Annotated in this window: 17 protein-coding genes, 2 tRNA genes and 1 pseudogene; 12 read left to right on the top strand and 8 right to left on the bottom strand. The window is 72.3% G+C overall.

What is annotated here, in order from left to right:
- Positions 1-23: 23 nt before the first annotated feature.
- Positions 24-974, bottom strand: a complete 951-nt coding sequence (locus FB382_RS05610) for an alpha/beta fold hydrolase (protein WP_343055497.1) — start codon at positions 972-974, stop codon at positions 24-26.
- A 136-nt stretch (positions 975-1,110) separates the two neighbouring features.
- Between FB382_RS05610 and FB382_RS05605 the strand changes: the two genes are divergently transcribed.
- From FB382_RS05605 to FB382_RS05575, 7 genes are all read left to right on the top strand, one after another.
- Positions 1,111-2,307, top strand: a complete 1,197-nt coding sequence (locus FB382_RS05605) for a PucR family transcriptional regulator (protein WP_343055496.1) — start codon at positions 1,111-1,113, stop codon at positions 2,305-2,307.
- Positions 2,308-2,386: 79 nt separating this feature from the next.
- On the top strand, positions 2,387-3,571 hold the full coding sequence (locus tag FB382_RS05600) for an acyltransferase domain-containing protein (RefSeq protein ID WP_182537482.1): 1,185 nt from the start codon (positions 2,387-2,389) through the stop codon (positions 3,569-3,571).
- The gene (locus FB382_RS05595; RefSeq protein ID WP_182537479.1) at positions 3,571-4,590 is read left to right on the top strand and encodes a beta-ketoacyl-ACP synthase III; all 1,020 of its coding nucleotides are present in this window, start codon (positions 3,571-3,573) and stop codon (positions 4,588-4,590) included. The genes FB382_RS05600 and FB382_RS05595 overlap by 1 nt, the downstream gene beginning before the upstream one ends.
- A 71-nt stretch (positions 4,591-4,661) precedes the next feature.
- Positions 4,662-4,907 (top strand): acyl carrier protein, encoded by a 246-nt coding sequence (locus tag FB382_RS05590; RefSeq protein WP_125035505.1) that lies wholly within the window; start codon positions 4,662-4,664, stop codon positions 4,905-4,907.
- Positions 4,908-4,985: 78 nt separating this feature from the next.
- The gene (locus FB382_RS05585; RefSeq protein WP_182537477.1) at positions 4,986-6,251 is read left to right on the top strand and encodes a beta-ketoacyl-[acyl-carrier-protein] synthase family protein; all 1,266 of its coding nucleotides are present in this window, start codon (positions 4,986-4,988) and stop codon (positions 6,249-6,251) included.
- Positions 6,251-7,687, top strand: a complete 1,437-nt coding sequence (locus tag FB382_RS05580; protein WP_182537475.1) for an acyl-CoA carboxylase subunit beta — start codon at positions 6,251-6,253, stop codon at positions 7,685-7,687. The genes FB382_RS05585 and FB382_RS05580 overlap by 1 nt, the downstream gene beginning before the upstream one ends.
- Before the next feature lie 97 nt (positions 7,688-7,784).
- Positions 7,785-8,204 (top strand): hypothetical protein, encoded by a 420-nt coding sequence (locus FB382_RS05575; protein ID WP_182537473.1) that lies wholly within the window; start codon positions 7,785-7,787, stop codon positions 8,202-8,204.
- Positions 8,205-8,216: 12 nt separating this feature from the next.
- Here the strand turns inward: FB382_RS05575 and FB382_RS05570 are convergent, their stop codons facing one another.
- From FB382_RS05570 to FB382_RS05560, 3 genes are all read right to left on the bottom strand, one after another.
- On the bottom strand, positions 8,217-8,750 hold the full coding sequence (locus FB382_RS05570; RefSeq protein ID WP_125035939.1) for a DUF3145 domain-containing protein: 534 nt from the start codon (positions 8,748-8,750) through the stop codon (positions 8,217-8,219).
- 159 nt (positions 8,751-8,909) lie between these two features.
- Positions 8,910-10,391: a nitric oxide synthase oxygenase gene (locus FB382_RS05565; RefSeq protein ID WP_246377098.1), complete on the bottom strand. Its 1,482-nt coding sequence runs from the start codon at positions 10,389-10,391 to the stop codon at positions 8,910-8,912.
- A 162-nt stretch (positions 10,392-10,553) separates the two neighbouring features.
- Positions 10,554-10,627, bottom strand: a tRNA-Ile gene (locus FB382_RS05560).
- Positions 10,628-10,683: 56 nt separating this feature from the next.
- On the opposite strand from FB382_RS05560, the gene FB382_RS05555 reads away from it, so the two are divergent.
- The 3 genes and pseudogenes from FB382_RS05555 (at position 10,684) to FB382_RS05545 (ending at position 12,499) form a co-directional block, all read left to right on the top strand.
- Positions 10,684-11,655, top strand: a complete 972-nt coding sequence (locus tag FB382_RS05555) for an aldo/keto reductase (protein WP_125035500.1) — start codon at positions 10,684-10,686, stop codon at positions 11,653-11,655.
- Positions 11,652-11,954 (top strand): annotated as a pseudogene (locus tag FB382_RS23075) (alpha/beta fold hydrolase); the annotation flags it as partial. The gene FB382_RS05555 and the pseudogene FB382_RS23075, both read left to right, overlap by 4 nt.
- Before the next feature lie 92 nt (positions 11,955-12,046).
- Positions 12,047-12,499 (top strand): alpha/beta fold hydrolase, encoded by a 453-nt coding sequence (locus FB382_RS05545; protein WP_182537471.1) that lies wholly within the window; start codon positions 12,047-12,049, stop codon positions 12,497-12,499.
- On the opposite strand, the gene FB382_RS05540 is transcribed toward FB382_RS05545, so the two are convergent.
- A complete protein-coding gene (locus tag FB382_RS05540) occupies positions 12,458-13,477 on the bottom strand; it encodes an aminoglycoside phosphotransferase family protein (RefSeq protein ID WP_182537469.1) in 1,020 nt (339 codons plus the stop codon). The genes FB382_RS05545 and FB382_RS05540 overlap by 42 nt on opposite strands.
- A 62-nt stretch (positions 13,478-13,539) precedes the next feature.
- On the opposite strand from FB382_RS05540, the gene FB382_RS05535 reads away from it, so the two are divergent.
- Both FB382_RS05535 and FB382_RS05530 read left to right on the top strand, forming a co-directional pair.
- Positions 13,540-14,280, top strand: a complete 741-nt coding sequence (locus FB382_RS05535) for a PIG-L deacetylase family protein (RefSeq protein WP_182537467.1) — start codon at positions 13,540-13,542, stop codon at positions 14,278-14,280.
- Between the two features lie 363 nt (positions 14,281-14,643).
- The gene (locus FB382_RS05530) at positions 14,644-14,991 is read left to right on the top strand and encodes a hypothetical protein (RefSeq protein WP_182537465.1); all 348 of its coding nucleotides are present in this window, start codon (positions 14,644-14,646) and stop codon (positions 14,989-14,991) included.
- A gap of 106 nt (positions 14,992-15,097) precedes the next feature.
- Here the strand turns inward: FB382_RS05530 and FB382_RS05525 are convergent.
- The 3 genes from FB382_RS05525 to dnaG form a co-directional block, all read right to left on the bottom strand.
- Positions 15,098-15,173 (bottom strand) — tRNA-Asn (locus FB382_RS05525).
- 90 nt (positions 15,174-15,263) lie between these two features.
- Complete coding sequence (locus FB382_RS05520; RefSeq protein ID WP_220481270.1) at positions 15,264-15,749, bottom strand: hypothetical protein; 486 nt, start codon at positions 15,747-15,749, stop codon at positions 15,264-15,266.
- A complete protein-coding gene (dnaG, locus tag FB382_RS05515; RefSeq protein ID WP_220481560.1) occupies positions 15,746-18,103 on the bottom strand; it encodes a DNA primase in 2,358 nt (785 codons plus the stop codon). The genes FB382_RS05520 and dnaG overlap by 4 nt, the downstream gene beginning before the upstream one ends.
- Between the last annotated feature and the right edge of the window lie 27 nt (positions 18,104-18,130).

Here is an 18,130-nt window from a genome sequence, read left to right as displayed (position 1 = left end):
CCACCAACCCGCCGCGAGAACGATCAGCCGGCTTCGATCTCCGTGACCGGCGCGAGGACGGGCACGGGGACCGGCCCGTGCTTGAGCAGGTTGCGGAAGCGGGCGCGCGAGTACACCGCCGGCTGGGTGGTGCGGATGAACTCGTTGACGATCTTGGCGAACCGGTGCGGGTGGTCCTTGTGCGGGAAGTGCCCGGCGTTGGGGATCACCTCGACCCGGGCGTTGGGGGCCAGGGCGGCGGCGTTGCTGGCGTGCCGGACCGGGATGACCTTGTCGTCGCGTCCCCACACGACGCACATCGGCATCTCCTCGGTGAGGTAGGCGCGGTCGGCCATGGTGACGATCTGGCCCCGCCAGTCCACGACGGCGCGCACCACGTGGCGGATCGCGTGCCGGGCGTGCGGGTCCTTGAAGGAGTTGTAGATCTCGGCGACCTCGTCGAGGTCGCGGGTGTGCTTCCACGAGGTGGTCGACAGGGCACGCAGCCCGGCCATGCCGAGGTGGCGGACACCGGGCAGCGTCAGCACGCCCATCACCTGGTGGAAGCCCGGGGTCGTGATCGCCCGGATCCCGTGGCTCACCTCGGGCCCGAGTCCGCCGGAGGCGACCAGGATCAGCCGCTCGGTGCGCTCGGGGAACTGGTAGGCGAACTGCATCGCCACGCCGCCGCCGAAGCTGTGGCCGACGACCGTCACCTTGTCGATGCCGAGCACCGTCAGCAGGTCACGCATGCCGTTGGCGTAGCCACCCACGCTGTAGTCAGCCCGCGGCTTGTCCGACAGGCCGTGCCCCAGGATGTCCGGCGCGATGACGGTGTAGCGCTTGGCCAGCGAGTCGATCACCGGCTCCCACGTCGTGTGGTCGCATCCGAGTCCGTGCAGCAGCAGGACCACGGGGCCCTGACCGGCCTTCACGAAGGCCCTGCGGTGGCCGTGCAACGTGAGGTACTGGACCTCATGGGGGGTGTCGGACACCGAACGCCTCCTGGCTACCCCAACCCGTGGGGCGTAGATGTCGGATTCAACCAGAACACGTTCCCATTGGGCAGAGCGAAAGCCCTTGTTTTACAAGGGTTTTACGGGAAATGTCCGTTCGGACTAGTGTCCGAGCGTGACTCCCGCACGCGGCCGCGCCCAGCGCGCCCGGGCCGCCGACGCCCTGCAGCGCTCCACGGGCGCGCTCAGCACCACCGCCACGGCCCGGATGGACGCCGAGATGCCGTGGTTCCGGGAGCTCTCGGCCGAGGACCGCAGCTGGGTCGGGCTGATCGTCCAGGCCGGTATCCGCGGCTTCGTCGACTGGTACCGCACCGCCGACGCGGCGGACCGGGGCACGGCGCTGGCCGCCTCCGTCTTCGGTGCGGCACCCCGAGCCCTGGCCGGTGTGATCACCCTCCAGCAGACCGTCGACCTGGTCCGGCTCTCCATCGAGGTGGTCGAGAGCAACATCGACTCGCTCCTCGACCCGACCGACGCCCCCGAGGTGCATGCGGCCGTGCTGCAGTACGCCCGCGAGGTCGCCTTCGCGACGGCCGAGGTCTACGCCCGGGCCGCCGAGGTGCGCGGCGCGTGGGACGCCCGACTCGAGGCGTTGGTCGTCGACGCGGTGCTGCGCTCGGAGGCCGACGAGGCGCTGCTCTCCCGGGCCAGCGCCCTCGGCTGGTCCTCCCACGGCGACGTCGCCGTGGTCCTGGGCGCGGTCCCCCGCCAGCGCACCGAGACCGACCTCTTCGACGAGGTACGCCGGGCGGCCAAGGCGGCCGGCATGGACGCGCTCTGCGCGGTCCAGGGCGAGCGCCTCGTCGTCCTGCTCGGCGGGGTCAAGGACAACCGGGACGCCGCCGAGGTGGTCGTGCACCTCTTCGGCGACGGCCCGGTCGTGGTCGGGCCGGTGGCGGAGGACCTGAGCCGGGCCTACGTCTCGGCCCGCGCCGCCCTGTCGGCCCACCGCTCGGCGACCGGCTGGCCCGAGGCACCGCGACCGGTCCGCAGCGCGGACCTGCTGCCCGAGCGGGCCCTCGCCGGCGACGGCCACGCCCGCCGGCACGTGGTCGACGAGATCTACCTGCCGCTGGTCCGGGCGCGGGGCACGCTGATCGAGACGTTGTCGGCGTACTTCCACCACAACTCCTCCATCGAGGGAACCGCCCGGGCGCTGTTCGTGCACCCCAACACCGTCCGCTACCGCCTCAAGCAGATCACCGAGACGACCGGGCACTCGCCCTCCGACGAGCGCGACGCGTTCACTCTCCGGATCGCCTTGGTGCTGGGCCGCCAGTCCGGTCGGGGCGACGAGCCGTCTTTGTAGGAACCCTACAAAGAATCGCCCATCAGATTCGTGAGTGCCGGAGGCGCCCCACAGCCCTCCGGCCCGCCACTCTTGTCATGTGCTCGTCATCGTCGCTCCCGGTCAAGGCGCTCAGACGCCCGGTTTCCTCACGCCCTGGCTGGAGGACCCGACGTTCGCGTCGCGCTTCTCCTGGCTCTCGACGGTCGCGGGGCTCGACCTCGCCCACTACGGCACCGAGGCCGACGCGGAGACCATCCGGGAGACCCAGATCGCCCAGCCGCTGCTGGTCGCGACCGGCCTGATCGCCGCCCTCGAGCTCTTCCCGCACCCGGGCGACGCGTTCGACCAGGTCGGCGCCGTGGCCGGCCACAGCGTCGGCGAACTGGCCGCCGCCGCCGGTGCCCGGGCGATCAGCGCCGAGCAGGCGATGGTGCTGGTCCGCGAGCGCGGCAAGGCCATGGCCGAGGCCGCCGCGGCCACCCCGACCGGCATGACCGCGGTCCTGGGTGGCGACCGCGACGAGGTGCTGGCCACCCTGGCCAGGCACGGGCTGACGCCCGCCAACGACAACGGCCCGGGACAGATCGTGGCCGCCGGCACCATGGAGCAGCTGGCCGCCCTCGCCGCCGACCCCCCCGCCAAGGCCCGCCTCACCCCGCTCAGCGTCGCCGGCGCCTTCCACACCGAGCACATGGCACCCGCCGTCGGCCACCTGGCCAAGCTGGCCGTCTCGGTCTCGGTCCACGACCCGCGCATCCCCCTGATCTCCAACAAGGACGGCCGGGTGATCCACTCCGGCCCCGACGTGCTCCGCCGGATCGTCGGCCAGATCGCCAGCCCGGTCCGCTGGGACCTCTGCATGGAGGCGATGACCGACCTCGGCGTCACCGGCATCATCGAGATGCCGCCGGCCGGCGTCCTGACGGGCATCGCCAAGCGCAACCTCAAGGGCGTCGAGACCTTCGCCCTCAAGACCCCCGACCAGCTCGACGACGCCCGCGCGTTCTGCCAGAAGCACGGCGAGGGCTCGATCATCGACACCACGCCGACCTGGCGCCTGGTGGTCTCGCCCTCCAAGGGCACCTTCCACATCGACGGCGCGGCCGCCGACGCACCGCGGCTCGACGTCGGGGCGGCCATCGGCGACGTCGCCAGCTCGCGCGACCGGGTCAGCGTGACCGCCGACCACGGCGGCGAGGTCGTCGAGTGGCTCGTCGAGGACGGCGACCTGGTCTCCCCCGGCCAGCCGCTGCTCCGCCTGCACCCGGAAGGCGTCTCCTGATGACCACTCCTTCGCTCCAGTCCTCCACGGGCGCGCCGCACGCCGCGATCCTCGGCATCGGCGCCTACCGCCCCGAGCGGATCGTCCCCAACTCCGAGGTCGTCGAGGCGATCGACTCCAGCGACGAGTGGATCCAGCAGCGCTCCGGCATCAAGGCCCGCCGCTGGGCCGGCCCCGAGGAGTCGGTGCAGATGATGTCGGTGGCGGCCTCGCGCCAGGCGCTCGAGCGCGCCGGCATCGATGCCCGCCAGATCGACTGCGTCGTCGTGGCCACCGTCAGCCACATGCTCCAGACCCCGGCCGTGGCGACCGCCATCGCGCACGAGCTCGGCACCGACCAGGCCGCGGCCTTCGACATCTCCGCGGCCTGCGCCGGCTTCTGCCACGGCATCGCCATGGCCTCCGACTTCATCCGCGCCGGCAGCGCCCGCCACGTGCTGGTGATCGGCGTCGAGCGGCTCACCGACATCCTCGACCTCAACGACCGCGGGACGGCCTTCATCTTCGCCGACGGCGCGGGCGCCGCCGTGGTCGGACCCAGCGAGACCGCGGGCATCGGCCCGGTCGTGTGGGGCTCCGACGGCGAGCAGTTCGACCTGATCCGGCAGAAGGAGGACTGGCGCGACGTGGTCGGCTCGGCCGACAACCCCGGCAGCGGGACGATGCCCCACCTCGTGATGCAGGGCAACCCGGTCTTCCGCTGGGCGTCGTACGCCATGGCGAAGGTCAGCCAGCAGGCCCTCGACCGCGCCGGGGTCACCCTCGACCAGCTCGACTGCTTCGTCCCCCACCAGGCCAACATGCGGATCATCGACGCGATGGCGCGCTCGATGAAGCTGCCCCCGACCGTCCGGATCGCCCGCGACATCGCCGAGCAGGGCAACACCTCGGCCGCGTCGATCCCGCTCGCCCTGGACCGGATGATCGCCGAGGGCGACGCGAAGTCAGGCGACCTGGCCCTGCTCGTGGCGTTCGGCGCCGGCCTGGCGTACGCCGCGCAGGTCGTCACCATCCCCTGAGGCCCCACCCAGATCTGCACCACAGCTCGACCGAGCAGCACACCACCCACCCAAGGAGAAGGAACAACCTGATGGCCACCACCGAAGAGATCCGCGTCGACCTCGCCGACATCGTCAACGAGGTTGCCGGCATCGACGCCGACGACGTCCAGCTCGACAAGTCCTTCGTCGACGACCTCGACGTCGACTCGCTGTCCATGGTCGAGGTCGTCGTGGCCTGCGAGGAGAAGTTCGGCGTCTCCATCCCCGACGACGAGGTCAAGAACCTCAAGACCGTCGGCGACGCCGTCGCGTTCATCGAGCGCGCCCAGAGCTGACCGGGCCGGCGCCGGCGGGTCCCCCGCCGGCGCCCCCTGCTCGAGCAACCACCGCGAAGAACCGGAGTTGAGGACACAATGAGTCGCACAAGAGTCGTGGTGACCGGACTGGGCACCACCAGCCCCGTCGGCGGCGACGTCGCCAGCACCTGGGACGCACTCGTCGCCGGACGCTCCGGCGTCCGCTTCCTGACCGACGACTGGGCCGAGCAGATGCCGGTCAAGATCGCCGGCCGCATCGCGGTCGAGCCCACCGAGGTCCTGGAGCGGGTCAAGGCCCGCCGCCTGGACCGGTCCTCGCAGTTCGCGATGGTCGCAGCCATGGAGGCCTGGAAGGACTCCGGCCTCGACGCCGCACAGGAGTCCGGCGACCTCGACGGCGACCGGGTCGGCGTCGCGATGGCCTCCGGCATCGGCGGCGTCACGACCCTCCTCGACAACTACGACGCACTCAAGGAGAAGGGCCCTCGCCGGGTCTCTCCCCTGGCCGTCCCGATGCTGATGCCCAACGCCCCCGCGGCCCAGATCAGCCTGTACGTCGGCGCCCGCGCCGCCGTGAACACGCCGGTCTCCGCCTGCGCCTCGGGCAACGAGGGCATCGCCCTCGCGGTCGACCAGATCCGCCTCGGCCGGGCCGACGTGGTCCTCGCCGGCGGCACCGAGGCCGCGATCCACCCGCTCCCGATGGCCGCCTTCGCCAACATGATGGCGCTGTCCAAGACAGCCAGCGGCCCCGAGGGTGGCGACCCGACAGCGGTCTCCCGCCCCTGGGACACCGGCCGCGACGGCTTCGTCCTCGGCGAGGGCGCCGGCGTCCTGGTCCTGGAGTCCTACGAGCACGCGGTCGCGCGCGGTGCCCGGATCTACGCGGAGGTGCTCGGCGCCGGCATCACCGCCGACTCCCACGACATCGCCCAGCCCGACCCGGCCGGCCGCGGCGGCACCCGCGCCATCCTGCGCTGCCTGGCCGAGTCGGAGATCTCGGCCTCCGACATCGCCCACATCAACGCGCACGCGACCTCGACCCCGCAGGGCGACATCGCCGAGGGCCTGATGATCCACGCGACGCTCGGCAGCCACGCCTCCGACGTCGTGGTCACCAGCACCAAGTCGATGACCGGTCACCTCCTCGGCGGCGCCGGCGCCCTCGAGGCGATCGCCACCGTCATGGCCCTGCACCACCGGGTCGTGCCCCCGACGATCAACCTCGACAACCTCGACCCCCAGGTCGAGCTCGACATCGCGACCAAGCCGCGCGACCTCCCGGTCGGCGACATCGCGGCGCTGAACAACTCCTTCGGCTTCGGTGGCGCCAACGTCGCCGTCGCGTTCGGGACCCTGTGATGACGACGGCACCCGCGGCCGCCAAGCCGGCCAAGCTGCCCCGCGAGGAGGACCCGCGCAACCCGGTCCACCGGCTCACCGCACTCCTCGACGACGGCACCCTCGAGCTGATCACGCCCGACGACGACTCCGGCATGCTCGCCGCGGTCGGCGCGGTCAACGGCACGCGGGTCGTGGCCTTCTGCTCCGACGCGACCGTCATGGGCGGCGCGATGGGCGACGTCGGCTGCCGCGTGGTCGTCGACGCCTACCACCGCGCGATGACCGACGGCGTGCCGATCATCGGCCTGTGGCACTCCGGCGGCGCCCGCCTGGCCGAGGGCGTGCTGTCCCTGCACGCGGTCGGCCGGATCTTCCACGTGATGACCCAGGCCTCGGGCAAGATCCCGCAGATCTCGGTCGTGCTCGGCCCCGCGGCCGGCGGCGCGGCGTACGGCCCCGCCCTCACCGACGTGGTGATCCTCGGTCCCGAGGGCCGGATCTTCGTGACCGGACCCGACGTGGTCCGCTCGGTCACCGGCGAGGACGTCGACATGCTGCGCCTCGGCGGTCCCGAGCCGCACGGCCGCCGCTCCGGCGTCGTCCACATCCTCACCGAGTCCGAGGAGGAGGCCCTCGGCCGGGCGCGCACCGTCGCCAACCTGCTCGGCTCCCAGGGCAGCCTCGTCGTCTCCGACGTCGAGGACCGCGACCTCGAGGCGATCCTGCCGGAGTCCAAGAAGCGCGCCTACGACGTGCACCCGCTCGTGGAGTCCGTGCTCGACGAGGGCACCACCCAGGAGCTGCACGCGCGCTGGGCGCCCAACATCGTCACCGCACTGGGCCGCTTCGGCGGTCGCACGGTCGGCGTGGTCGCCAACAACCCGCTCCGTCTCGGCGGCTGCCTCGACTCGCTCTCGGCCGAGAAGGCCTCGCGGTTCGTGCGGATGTGCGACGCCTTCGGCGTCCCGCTGATCGTCATCGTCGACGTGCCGGGCTACCTCCCCGGCGTCGGCCAGGAGTGGGACGGCGTGGTCCGCCGCGGCGCCAAGCTCCTGCACGCCTTCGGCGAGTGCGTCGTCCCCCGCGTCACGCTGGTGACCCGCAAGACCTACGGCGGCGCCTACATCGCCATGAACGCCCGCTCCCTCGGCGCGACCAAGGTCTTCGCCTGGCCGGGCGCCGAGGTGGCCGTGATGGGCGCTGTGGCGGCCATCCGGGTGCTGCATCGCCGCAAGCTGGCCGAGGTCTCCCCCGACATCCGCCCGCAGGTCGAGGCCGAGCTGGCCGCCGAGCACGAGCGGATCGCCGGCGGCGTCGACAAGGCCGTCGAGATCGGCGTCGTCGACGAGGTCGTCGCGCCCTCGGCGACCCGGTCGACGATCGCCAGGGCGATCGACGACGCGGTCCAGGAGGGCGGCGTACGCCGGGGACACCACGGCAACATCCCGCTGTAGGGAACGTCCTGCGCAGCGTCGGGCCCGGGCCGTAACGGTCCGGGCCCGACTACGTTGATCCTCCATGACGCCCGTCACACCCCGTGGAGGAAAGACCATGCTGTCCAGGAAGGCGCTCCCCCCTGTTGTCGCCGCCGTCCTCGCCGCCGTGCTCCCCGTCGCACTGATGGCTGCCACGCCGGCGTCGGCCAACACCACGAAGTACGGCAGCACCGGGTCCCCCGACCGCGTCCTGCGGCACGGGTGCCACGACTACCGCTACCACTACAAGGTGACGGTCCCGACCAACGACTGGACGCTGGAGACCTTCCTGGTCGACCCGACCGGGGAGAAGCTCGCCTCGGGCGCGTTCGCCTCGGAGTCCGACCCCGACCGGGGGCATGGGAACTGGCACATCTGCAAGCCCTCGACCCGACCGGGGACCTTCAAGATCAAGGCGAAGATCACCTTCTACAGCGGCCAGGACTCCACGAAGACGTGGTTCAAGCCGTCGTACTTCAAGCTGACGCCTCCCTGACCCCGACCGCGGTCACACCACCTGGTGCAGCCAGCGGACCGGGGCGCCGTCGCCGGCGTGCCGGAACGTCTCGAGCTCGTCGTCCCAGGGCTTGCCGAGCAGCTTGTCGATCTCGTTGAGCAGGGTCGTGTCGCCTAGCGCCGCCTTCACGACGGCGGCCTTGAGCCGGTCCTCGGGGATCATGATGTCGCCGTGCAGGCCCGTGACGGCGTGGAAGACACCGAGCTCGGGGGTGAAGGAGTAGCGGGCGCCCTCCGAGGCGCTCGTGGGCTCCTCGGTGATCTCGAAGCGGAGGTGGTTCCAGCCGCGGAGAGCGGAGGCGACAGCGGCCGCGGACCCGGCCTCGCCGGACCACGACAGCTCGGCCCGGTAGCTGCCGCTCTGCGCCGGCTGGGGGGTCCAGTCCAGGCTCACGGCAACGCCAAGCACACCGCCGACGGCCCACTCGATGTGCGGGCACAGCGCTGACGGCGCTGAGTGGACGTACAGGACGCCCCTCGTCGCGGTGCGGGTAGCAGTGCGTGCGGTCACCGTGACCTCCTTCATCTCCGGCGCGAGATACGCCTTCCCCAGCGGTCTCTGTTCGGAGGTGTCGGACATCGAAATGACACGGATGTAGTTGTAGCGCCCATTGTGGCCCATGGGGCGCATGAAAACCAGTGGTACCGCAAACACCGGACCCGGCGTGTCCCGCCCCCGGGTCGGTCAGCCGAAGGCGCGCGGAGCGCCCAGGAGGCCGCGCTGGGCGGCGTCCGGGTCGGTCACGAAGGCCGGACGCTGCTCGGCGGTGTCGTAGTAGCGATGGAAGACCGGGGTCTGGGAGCCCGACATCGGCGGGACGATCCAGCTCCAGTCGGCCGGGCAGCTGCGCCCGGCCCGCTCCTCGCGCTCCACGTGCGTGAGGAACCGGACCGACTCGGTGTGGTGGTCGGTGATCGCCACGCCGGCGGCCTGGTAGGAGTGGAGGACCGCGCGGTTGAGCTCGACGAGCGCGCGGTCCCGCCACAGGGTGGCCTCGCGCGACGTGTCCAGCCCCATGCGCCGGGCCACCTCCGGGACGAGGTCGTAGCGGTCCTTGTCGCCCAGGTTGCGGGCCCCGATCTCGGTGCCCATGTACCAGCCGTTGAACGGCGCCGTCGGGTAGGAGACTCCCCCGATCACCAGCCGGCTGTTGCTGATGACCGGCACTGCGTGCCAGCGCAGGCGCAGGTCGCGGAACCAGGGCAGCTCGGGGTGCTCGAGCTCGACCTCGTGGACGGCCTCGGCGGGCAGCGGGAACATCCGCGGCCCCTCCGCGGCCGTCTCCACGACGAGCGGGAGCACGTCGAAGGCGCCGCGCGCCAGGGGCGGTCGCCATCCCCGCCGCACCAGCTCGCGGGTGAGCTCGACGTACCGGGGGTCGCCGAGCACGCGCCCGTCGGGCAGCTCGTAGCCGGCGTACCGGATGAGCTGCTCGTTCCAGATCCGTGGCGCCGGCCGCCCGGGCGCCTCCGGGGCGAAGACGCTGATCATCGGGCGGATCTTGCCGCCGTTGCCCGCCGCCCGCAGGTGCCCGAAGCAGTGCGTGGCGACACCCTCGGCGTCGCCGACGGTCCGCAGGTCGCGCACCTGGAGGCTGCGCCAGTAGAGGCGGCCGATGCAGCGGGCGTTGTTGCGCCACGCGACGCGCGCGCCGAAGGCCAGCTCCTCGGCGGTGTGCCAGTAGGTCCCGGTGGCGTCGATCTCGCGCAGGACGGCCTCGAGGCGGGCCTCGACCGGACCGGCCTCGGGGTTCTCGGCGTGGAACAGCCGCAGGAACTCCTCGGCCTCGCCCCGGTCGACCTCCGTCGACGCGACCCGCCTTCGGGCCCGCGGGCGGGGTTCGGAGCTGCCGTGCGGGACGGGACAACCGGACCCGGCAACCGGCTCGGGCCGCCTGCGGATGCTGCGTCGCCGTTGCTGTCCCCGGAGCCGTGGCCCGGCCGCCTGGAAGGCCACCAGGTGCTGCACGCCGGCCACGAGGCACAGGCCGAGCGCGGTGACGGTCAGCCACGTCGCGACGTCGGTCAGGGTCTCGATGCGCGGCATCCACCCGGGGTCGCGCAGACCCACGGGTGTCCAGGGCGACAACCCCAGGACGGCCGGGCCGGCGAACCCGGACAGGCGTGTCGTGACGTGACGTGCTCGTTCGATCTGGTGCTCATGCATGCTCAATCCACTCCCTCGCGGGACGTGATCCCCGGGTCCTCGAGGGTCGAACCGGTGGTCTAGACGAGATGCGGATGACAGGCACGACACCCGGACACCGGGGTCCGGAAGCGACCGGAAACCGGCGTTCCAGGGCTACCTGGAGACATCACACGACATGAGTAGGGCGGGTGGGGCTCGAACCCACGACCCAAGGATTATGAGTCCTCTGCTCTGACCGACTGAGCTACCGCCCCTCGCGGCGCAGAGCCTAGCCTCGGGCGGGACCAGACCCACGACGAGGGAGTACGACGTGCGCTACACCAGGCTCGGCAGGACCGGACTCGAGGTCTCGGCGGTGACGCTGGGCTGCATGAGCTGGGGCGACCCGGACCGGGGCGGGCACCCGTGGGTGCTCGGCGAGGAGGCCGGCCGCCAGATCATCAAGGACGCCCTCGAGGCGGGCATCAACGTCTTCGACACCGCCAACGTCTACTCCGGCGGCAGCAGCGAGGAGATCACCGGCCGGGCGCTGCGGGACTTCGCCCGGCGCGAGGACGTCGTGATCGCGACGAAGGTGCACGGCCGGATGCGGCCCGGCCCGCACGGGGCCGGGCTGTCTCGGAAGGCGATCCTGCACGAGATCGACGCGTCGCTGACCCGGCTCGGGACCGACCACGTCGACCTCTACCAGATCCACCGCTGGGACGACGCGACGCCGATCGAGGAGACCATGGAGGCGCTCCACGACGTGGTGAAGGCCGGCAAGGCGCGCTACCTGGGCGCGTCGTCGATGTTCGCGTGGCAGTTCGCCAAGGCCCAGCACGCCGCCGACCTCGGCGGCTGGACGCGCTTCGTGTCGATGCAGAACCACTACAACCTGATCTACCGCGAGGAGGAGCGGGAAATGCTCCCGCTCTGCGCCGACCTCGGCGTCGGAGTGATCCCGTGGAGCCCGCTGGCGCGTGGTCGGCTCACCCGCGACTGGGACACCACGACGGCGCGCGCCGAGACGGACGCCTTCGGGAGCTCGCTCTACCGCGACGAGGACGCCGCGATCGTCGAGACCGTGTCCCGGGTCGCCGAGCGGCGCGGGGTCCCGCGGGCTCAGGTCGCGCTGGCGTGGCTGATGGCCCAGCCGGTCGTCACCTCCCCCATCGTCGGGGTGACGAAGCCGCAGCACCTCGCCGACGCCGTCGCGGCCGTCGACCTCGAGCTCACCGAGGACGAGATCACCGAGCTCGGCGCGGGCTACCTGCCGCACGCGGTCGCCGGCCACCGGTGACGCTGCTGCGGCTCGCGGACGGCCGGGACGTCCAGCTCGAGGAGGGCGGCGACTCCACGGGCACGCCCGTCGTCTTCCTGCACGGCTGCCCCGACACCCGGCACGCGGCCCGCTCCGGTCACGACGCCGCCCGGCGAGCCGGCGTACGGCTGGTGGCGGTGAACCGGCCCGGCTACGGACGCTCGACGGCCACCGCCACGTCGCACGCGGCGGTGGCCGACGACGTGGCCGAGGTGGCCGACCTGCTGGGCATCGGGCGGTTCGCGGTCCTCGGGATGTCCGTCGGCGGGCCGCACGCCCTGGCCTGCGCCGCCCGGCACCCCAACCGGGTGACGCGAGTGGCCGTCGTCTCCTCCCCGCCCTCGACCCGACCCCGCCCGAGGACGCCGGGGTGGGCACCGTCGCGGACTTCGTCGAGCGGCTGCGCCCCGAGTTCGCGGCGTACGTCGCCCGCCTGGCCCCCGACGACCCGGACGACGCGGCGTTGGCGGGCCGCTTCCTCGCGCAGCTGCGCGAGCACGACCGCGTGCTGCTCGGCGACGACCCGGCCGCCGTGGCGGCCTCGGTCCGGGAGGCGCTGGCCCAGCACGAGGGCTACCTCTGGGACGCGGCCACCCTGCTGCGGCCGTGGGACTTCGACCTCGCGGACGTGGCCTGCCCCGTCACGCTCCACTACGGCGCCCTCGACACCAACCACCCGCCCCGCAACGGCACCTGGCTGGCCGAGCGGCTGCCCGGCTCGACGCTCACCGTCGACGACGGGGTCGGCCACCTCGGTGCGCTACTCGCGCACTGGGACGACCTACTCGGCGGGCTCGCCCAGGATCGGGTCGAGAACGACTGAGCCCAGCCACCAGGCGGCCGCATCGCCCCAGTCGGCGAGCTCGGCCGCGTTCATCGGCGGCAGGCAGCGGGACCAGGACTCCGCGCGAGCCAGCCGCGCCAGCTGGAGGGCGGCCGGCAGGGCGGCGCGGAGCTCGGCGGCCGGCGCCAGGTCGCTCCACACCTCGAGAGCCGCGTCGGCGACCCGGTGGAGGCGCGGGTCGCCCGGACCGGCCTCGAGGCCGTGGGCCAGCATGTTGAGGGGGATGAACAGCGCCGCCAGCGGCTCCATCAGCAGCGCGTCGGCGAAGTCGAAGAACCGCAGCTCCCCGTCGCGGTCGAAGACGTTGTTGCCGTGCAGGTCGTTGTGCACCAGCGTGAGCGGCAGCCCGAGGGCGCCGACCTGCTCGGCCCACCCGGCCAGCACCGGCAGGTGTGCGCGCACGGCGTCGCGGTCAGCCGGAGACATCCCCCGAGGGTCGCCGTCGGGGATGGCCGCGAACCGGTCCAGGGCGTGCTCGACGTACGCCGTGGTGTCGGCCGGTGCGAGGACCGTCAGCCCGGCCGCGGCGAGCCGGTCGGCGTGCGGGGCGACCTCGCGCTGCAGGGCGGCACCGGCCGCGACCACCCGGCACCAGGTGTCGATGTCCTCGCCGGCGGTCTCGGCCAGCACCGGGCCCTGGTCGGGTGTCATCAGCAGCCCACGGGCGCGGTCGACCGCCGTGACCGGCACGACGTGGTGCGGCGCCAGCGCGGCCAGCTCCTCGAGGACGGCCGCCTCGAAGGCCTGGGTGGGGCAGTTCTGCTTGGCGAAGTGCACACCCGTGGGCGTCTCGACGCGCCACACCGACGCCCAGGGCCGGATCTTGGTCGGCTCCACCGAGGTCGGCGGCCCGACCACCTCGGTGACCCAGGCGCTGAGCTCGGCGCGGAACGCCGCGCCCTGCCAGCGCTCGCTCTCGGAGGGGTGGCGGAGCCCGGGATCGGCATACCGGCTCATGGCCGACAGCCAACCCGAGCGACTCCTCCCCCGGCAATCGGTTTTGGTGCGATCCTCGACAGATGGAACCCGAACCGCTCGAGCCGCTCCCCGAGGACTGGGCGCGGGCACTGTGCATCGTCGCGCACCCCGACGACATGGAGTTCGGCGCGGCCGCCGCTGTCGCGCGCTGGACCGGGCAGGGCAAGGACGTCACCTACTGCATGGTGACCAGCGGCGAGGCCGGCATCGACGGCATGGAGCCCGACGAGTGCCGGCGGGTCCGCGAGGCCGAGCAGGTCGCGTCGGCCGCCGAGGTCGGCGTCCCCGTCGTGGAGTTCCTGGGGCTCGCCGACGGCGTCCTGGAGTACGGCGTGCCGCTGCGGGCCGCGATCGCCCACGTCGTACGCCGGCACCGGCCCGACGTCGTCATCACCGGCAACTTCCGCGACACATGGGGCGGCAACAACCTCAACCAGGCCGACCACATCGCCGTGGGCCGGGCTGTCGTCGATGCGGTGCGGGACGCCGGCAACCGCTGGGTCTTCCACGACCAGCTCACCGACGGGCTCGAGCCGTGGGGCGGAGTGAAGGCGGTCTGGGCCTTCGGGTCTCCGCTGGCCGGGCACGCCGTGGACACGACCGAGACGTTCGAGGCGGGCGTCCGCTCGCTCGAGGCCCACCGCGCCTACATCGACGGCCTCGGGTGGGAGGACTTCGACGCCCGCGAGTTCCTCGAGGGGTTCGGCCGGCAGACCGGTCAGCGGCTCGGCGTCGCCCTGGCCGCGGCGTTCGAGGTGTTCCCGATGGGCTGGGGCGAGTAGGGACCGGCTATCCACAGGGCAGGGTCGGCCCCGGTTTGGGCGGCCCCCGAGCAGCGAAGGCTGCTGGTGTGGACGACCTCACGTGGCTGCTGTGGACCCAGGACGGGGTCTTGGCGCGCCGGCAGGTGCTGGAGCTCGGGCTCGCCCCGCACGACATCGAGCGCAAGCTGCGAGCACGCGCTGCTGGACCTGGCGTCCACGGCTCGCTCGGATCTCGACGCCGTCGCGGTGCTGGCCGACGCGTGCGGGCGGCGACAGACGAGCCCTGGAGCGCTGGTCACGGCCCTCGCATCCCGGCCGCGCCTCCCGAACCGTAAGTGGCTCGGCTCGGTCCTGCAGGACCTCGCCGAGGGGACCTGCTCGGTGCTCGAACACGACTACCTCGTCCGGGTCGAGCGCGCCCACGGTCTCCCCCGCGGTCGCCGCCAGGCAAGCCACCGCCACGCGGGCTCGCTGATGTTCCGCGACGTGCAGTACGACGACCTCGAGCTGGTCGTCGAGCTGGACGGGCGTCTGTTCCACGGCTCCGTCCGGGCCCGCGACCGCGACATGGACCGCGACCTGTTTGCGGCCGTCGACGGCTCCGAGACCCTCCGGCTCGGCTGGGGACAGGTCTTCGACCGCCCCTGCGCCACGGCCAGGGGCGTCGCGGCGGTCATGCGTCGGCGCGGCTGGACCGGCGCGCTGCGGACGCGCCCGACCTGTGGTTGATCCGACGCGCCAGGTACGACGGATCCACGACACAAACCCGTCGTCGGAGCCCCGGCCCCGGAAATGCAGCACGGGCCCGTCTCGATTGAGACGGACCCGTCTTCGCTGGCTCCCCCGGTTGGACTCGAACCAACAACCCTCCGGTTAACAGCCGAATGCTCTGCCAGTTGAGCTACAGGGGATTGCGCTGCGGCCCGCAAACCTTAGCAAGGGAGGGCGGGAGTGAAAAATCGGGCTCCCTCTCCGCGTGGCGGGCCCCGTGGACGGCCCGATCAGGCCGGTCCGACCTCCTCGCGGGCGGCCGCGAGAGCCTCCTCGGCGGCCAGGGCGACGAGCGGGTCGTCGGGGTCGATGCCCTCGTCGTACTCGTAGACCCACTGCACCGGCTGGTCGCCCCGGGGCGCACGGCGGGCGATCACACGGACGCCGCGGCGGCCCGCGATCGGCACGTGCCGCTGCAGGACGACGCTCGCGGTGACGCGCTCGCGGACCAGCTCGAGCAGCCGCCCCGGCTCCTCGATGGTGAACGTGTGCTCGGGGCGTGGGGCGCCCCACGAGCCGACCTCGCTGACTCGCAACACCGACGTGTCGCGGTCCCAGTCGGCGGCCTCGACCTGCTCCCAGGGGATCCGGGTCGTGGCGACGTAGAGCGCGTCGCGGGTGCCGGCGACGACCTCGCCGGACGTCGACTCCGCCCAGGCGAGGACCTTCTCCCCCGGCCCGACGGCGACGTCGGGGCGGGGACGGCGCAGCCTCACTGCGCGCTGACCGTCCGCTCGCGGAGGGTGCGCCGGTGCTGCTCGAGGGCCGCGAGCTCGCCGAACATCCGGTTGTACTCCGTGGGGTGCTCGACCGGGTTGGTGCGTTGGAGCTTGGACTTGAGGTCGGCGATGCGACGCATGGCGGTCAGCTCGAGGAGCTTGAACACGTGCAGGGCGACGTACGACGCATCCGGCTGCTTGGCGGTCCGCAGCGGCTCCACGCCCAGGGCGCTGACCGTCGAGGCGACCGTGGGGTCGGTGGCGCTCTCGCGGACGCGGCTCCCCCACGACGGGTCGCTCGCGCCCTTGACCGGCCCGCCGGCCGCGGCGACGAGCTCCCACACCGCCCGGTAGGTCGGGTGGGTGAAGTCGTTGCCGCCGATCTCGTTGGTGGTGCGCCCGATCGCCATCGGGTGCTGGAGGACCAGCTTGAGCGTCTCGCGCTCGAGGGCGAACCGCGGGTCGCGCGGGTCCGGCACCGGCAGCGCCCGCACGGCAGGCTTGGCCTCCTCGGCCGGAGGAGCGGCGGAGGTGGACCGCTGCGGCTCGGGCTTGGATGCCGGCCGGTTCGCCGCGCGGCGTACCTCCCGACGGGCCTCCTCGATGTCGATGCCGATCATCCCGGCGAGCTCGCGGGAGAACGCGTCGACCTTGGACTTGTCGCGGATGCTCGACACCAGCCGGGCGGCCTCGCGGAGCGCGTCGACGCGGCCGTCGGCGCGGTCGAGGTCGTACTTGGAGACGACGTTGGCGAGCACGAAGCGGTAGAGCGGGACCCGGCGGGCGACGAGCTCGCGGACCGCGGCGTCGCCCTCCTTGATCCGCAGGTCGCACGGGTCCATGCCCGAGGGCTCGACGGCGACGTAGGTTTGGGAGACGAAGTTCTGGTCGCCACCGAACGCCTTGAGGGCGGCCTTCTGGCCGGCCGAGTCGCCGTCGAAGGTGAAGATCACCTCACCGCGGAACTCCTCGTGGTCGTTGAGGAAGCGGCGCAGCACGCGCGAGTGGTCGTCGCCGAAGGCGGTGCCGCACGTGGCCACGGCGGTGGTCACGCCGGCCAGGTGGCAGGCCATCACGTCGGTGTAGCCCTCGACGATCACGGCCTGCGAGGACCGCGCGATGTCGCGGCGGGCGAGGTCGAGGCCGTAGAGCACGTGGCTCTTCTTGTAGATCGCGGTCTCGGAGGTGTTGAGGTACTTCGCCTCGATCCGGTCGTCCTCGAAGATCCGGCGCGCCCCGAAACCGATCGTGTCGCCGGTCGCGTCCCGGATCGGCCACAGGAGGCGCCCACGGAAGCGGTCGTACGCCGACCTGCCGACCGCCACGAGGCCGGCCGCGACGAGCTCCTCCTGGCTGAACGCCTTGGCCCGCAGGTGCTTGAACAGCGCCTCACCCTCGCGCGGGGCGAAGCCGATGCCGAAGTGCTCGGCCACGGACTGGTCGAAGCCCCGCTCGGACAGGAACTGCCGCGCGGTCAGCGCATCGGCCGTCTCGAGCTGCTCGGCGTAGTAGAGCTGCGCCTCCTTGTGCGCCTCGATCAGCCGCGACTTCGAGGGGCCCTTGGGTCGGTCGTCGCGGATGTCGCCGTCCTCGCGCCGGAGCTGCACGCCGACCTTGTCCGCGAGCCGCTCGACCGCCTCGCCGAAGCTGAGCGCGTCGACCTTCATCACGAAGCTGATGACGTCGCCGCCCTCGCCGCAGCCGAAGCAGTTGCCCGTCAAGATGTTGTCCTCGAGCGTGAACGCGTGGCCGTCCTCGACCTCGGCGCAGAAGACCTCCTCGACTCGGTCCGTGGCCTCGACCGACTGCACCACCCACCCGCGGCTGGCGTAGTTGTTGTCGGCCTCGACAGGAAGCAGGGGGTTCGCGTGGCGGGGGTACTTCGACAACAGCCGGTCACCGGCCTTGAGGTCGACGGTCACGACCTCCTTGTGGTTCTTCAGGCCAGCGCCCGAGCGCACGAACCACCGGTGACCGTCGGTCGCGAAGATCTCCTTGGTTTGCCGGTTGCGGGTCAGCACGATCTTGTGGAGACGCTGCACACCGTAGGACTTGAACGGCGCGTCGATCCAGTCGCCGTGCTTACCCAGGATCTTGTGGGTTTCCCCGGCCAGCTCGCTGATGGGTCGAACCCCATCCCACGTCAGCACCCGGGTCTCGCCGGCCAGGCAGTGGTAGAAGCCCCGCGACGGGGTGACCTGGAAGGACGGCGACTTCTCGTCGTGGAAGGGGCAGAGCCCCTTCATCGAGCCGCCGCCGGCGTTGCGGAGGGTGACGTGCTCGGAGACGATCTCGTCGATCCGCGCCTTCTCACGCACCTCGGCGATGCTGTCGTCGCGAATCCGGCCCATCACGTGGCGGAGTCTACGGGCGGGGAC

The organism is Nocardioides ginsengisegetis (genome assembly GCF_014138045.1).
Lineage (GTDB): Bacteria > Actinomycetota > Actinomycetes > Propionibacteriales > Nocardioidaceae > Nocardioides > Nocardioides ginsengisegetis.
Note: the sequence above shows the minus strand (reverse complement) of the source record. Positions and strands in the feature narration are given on the sequence as shown.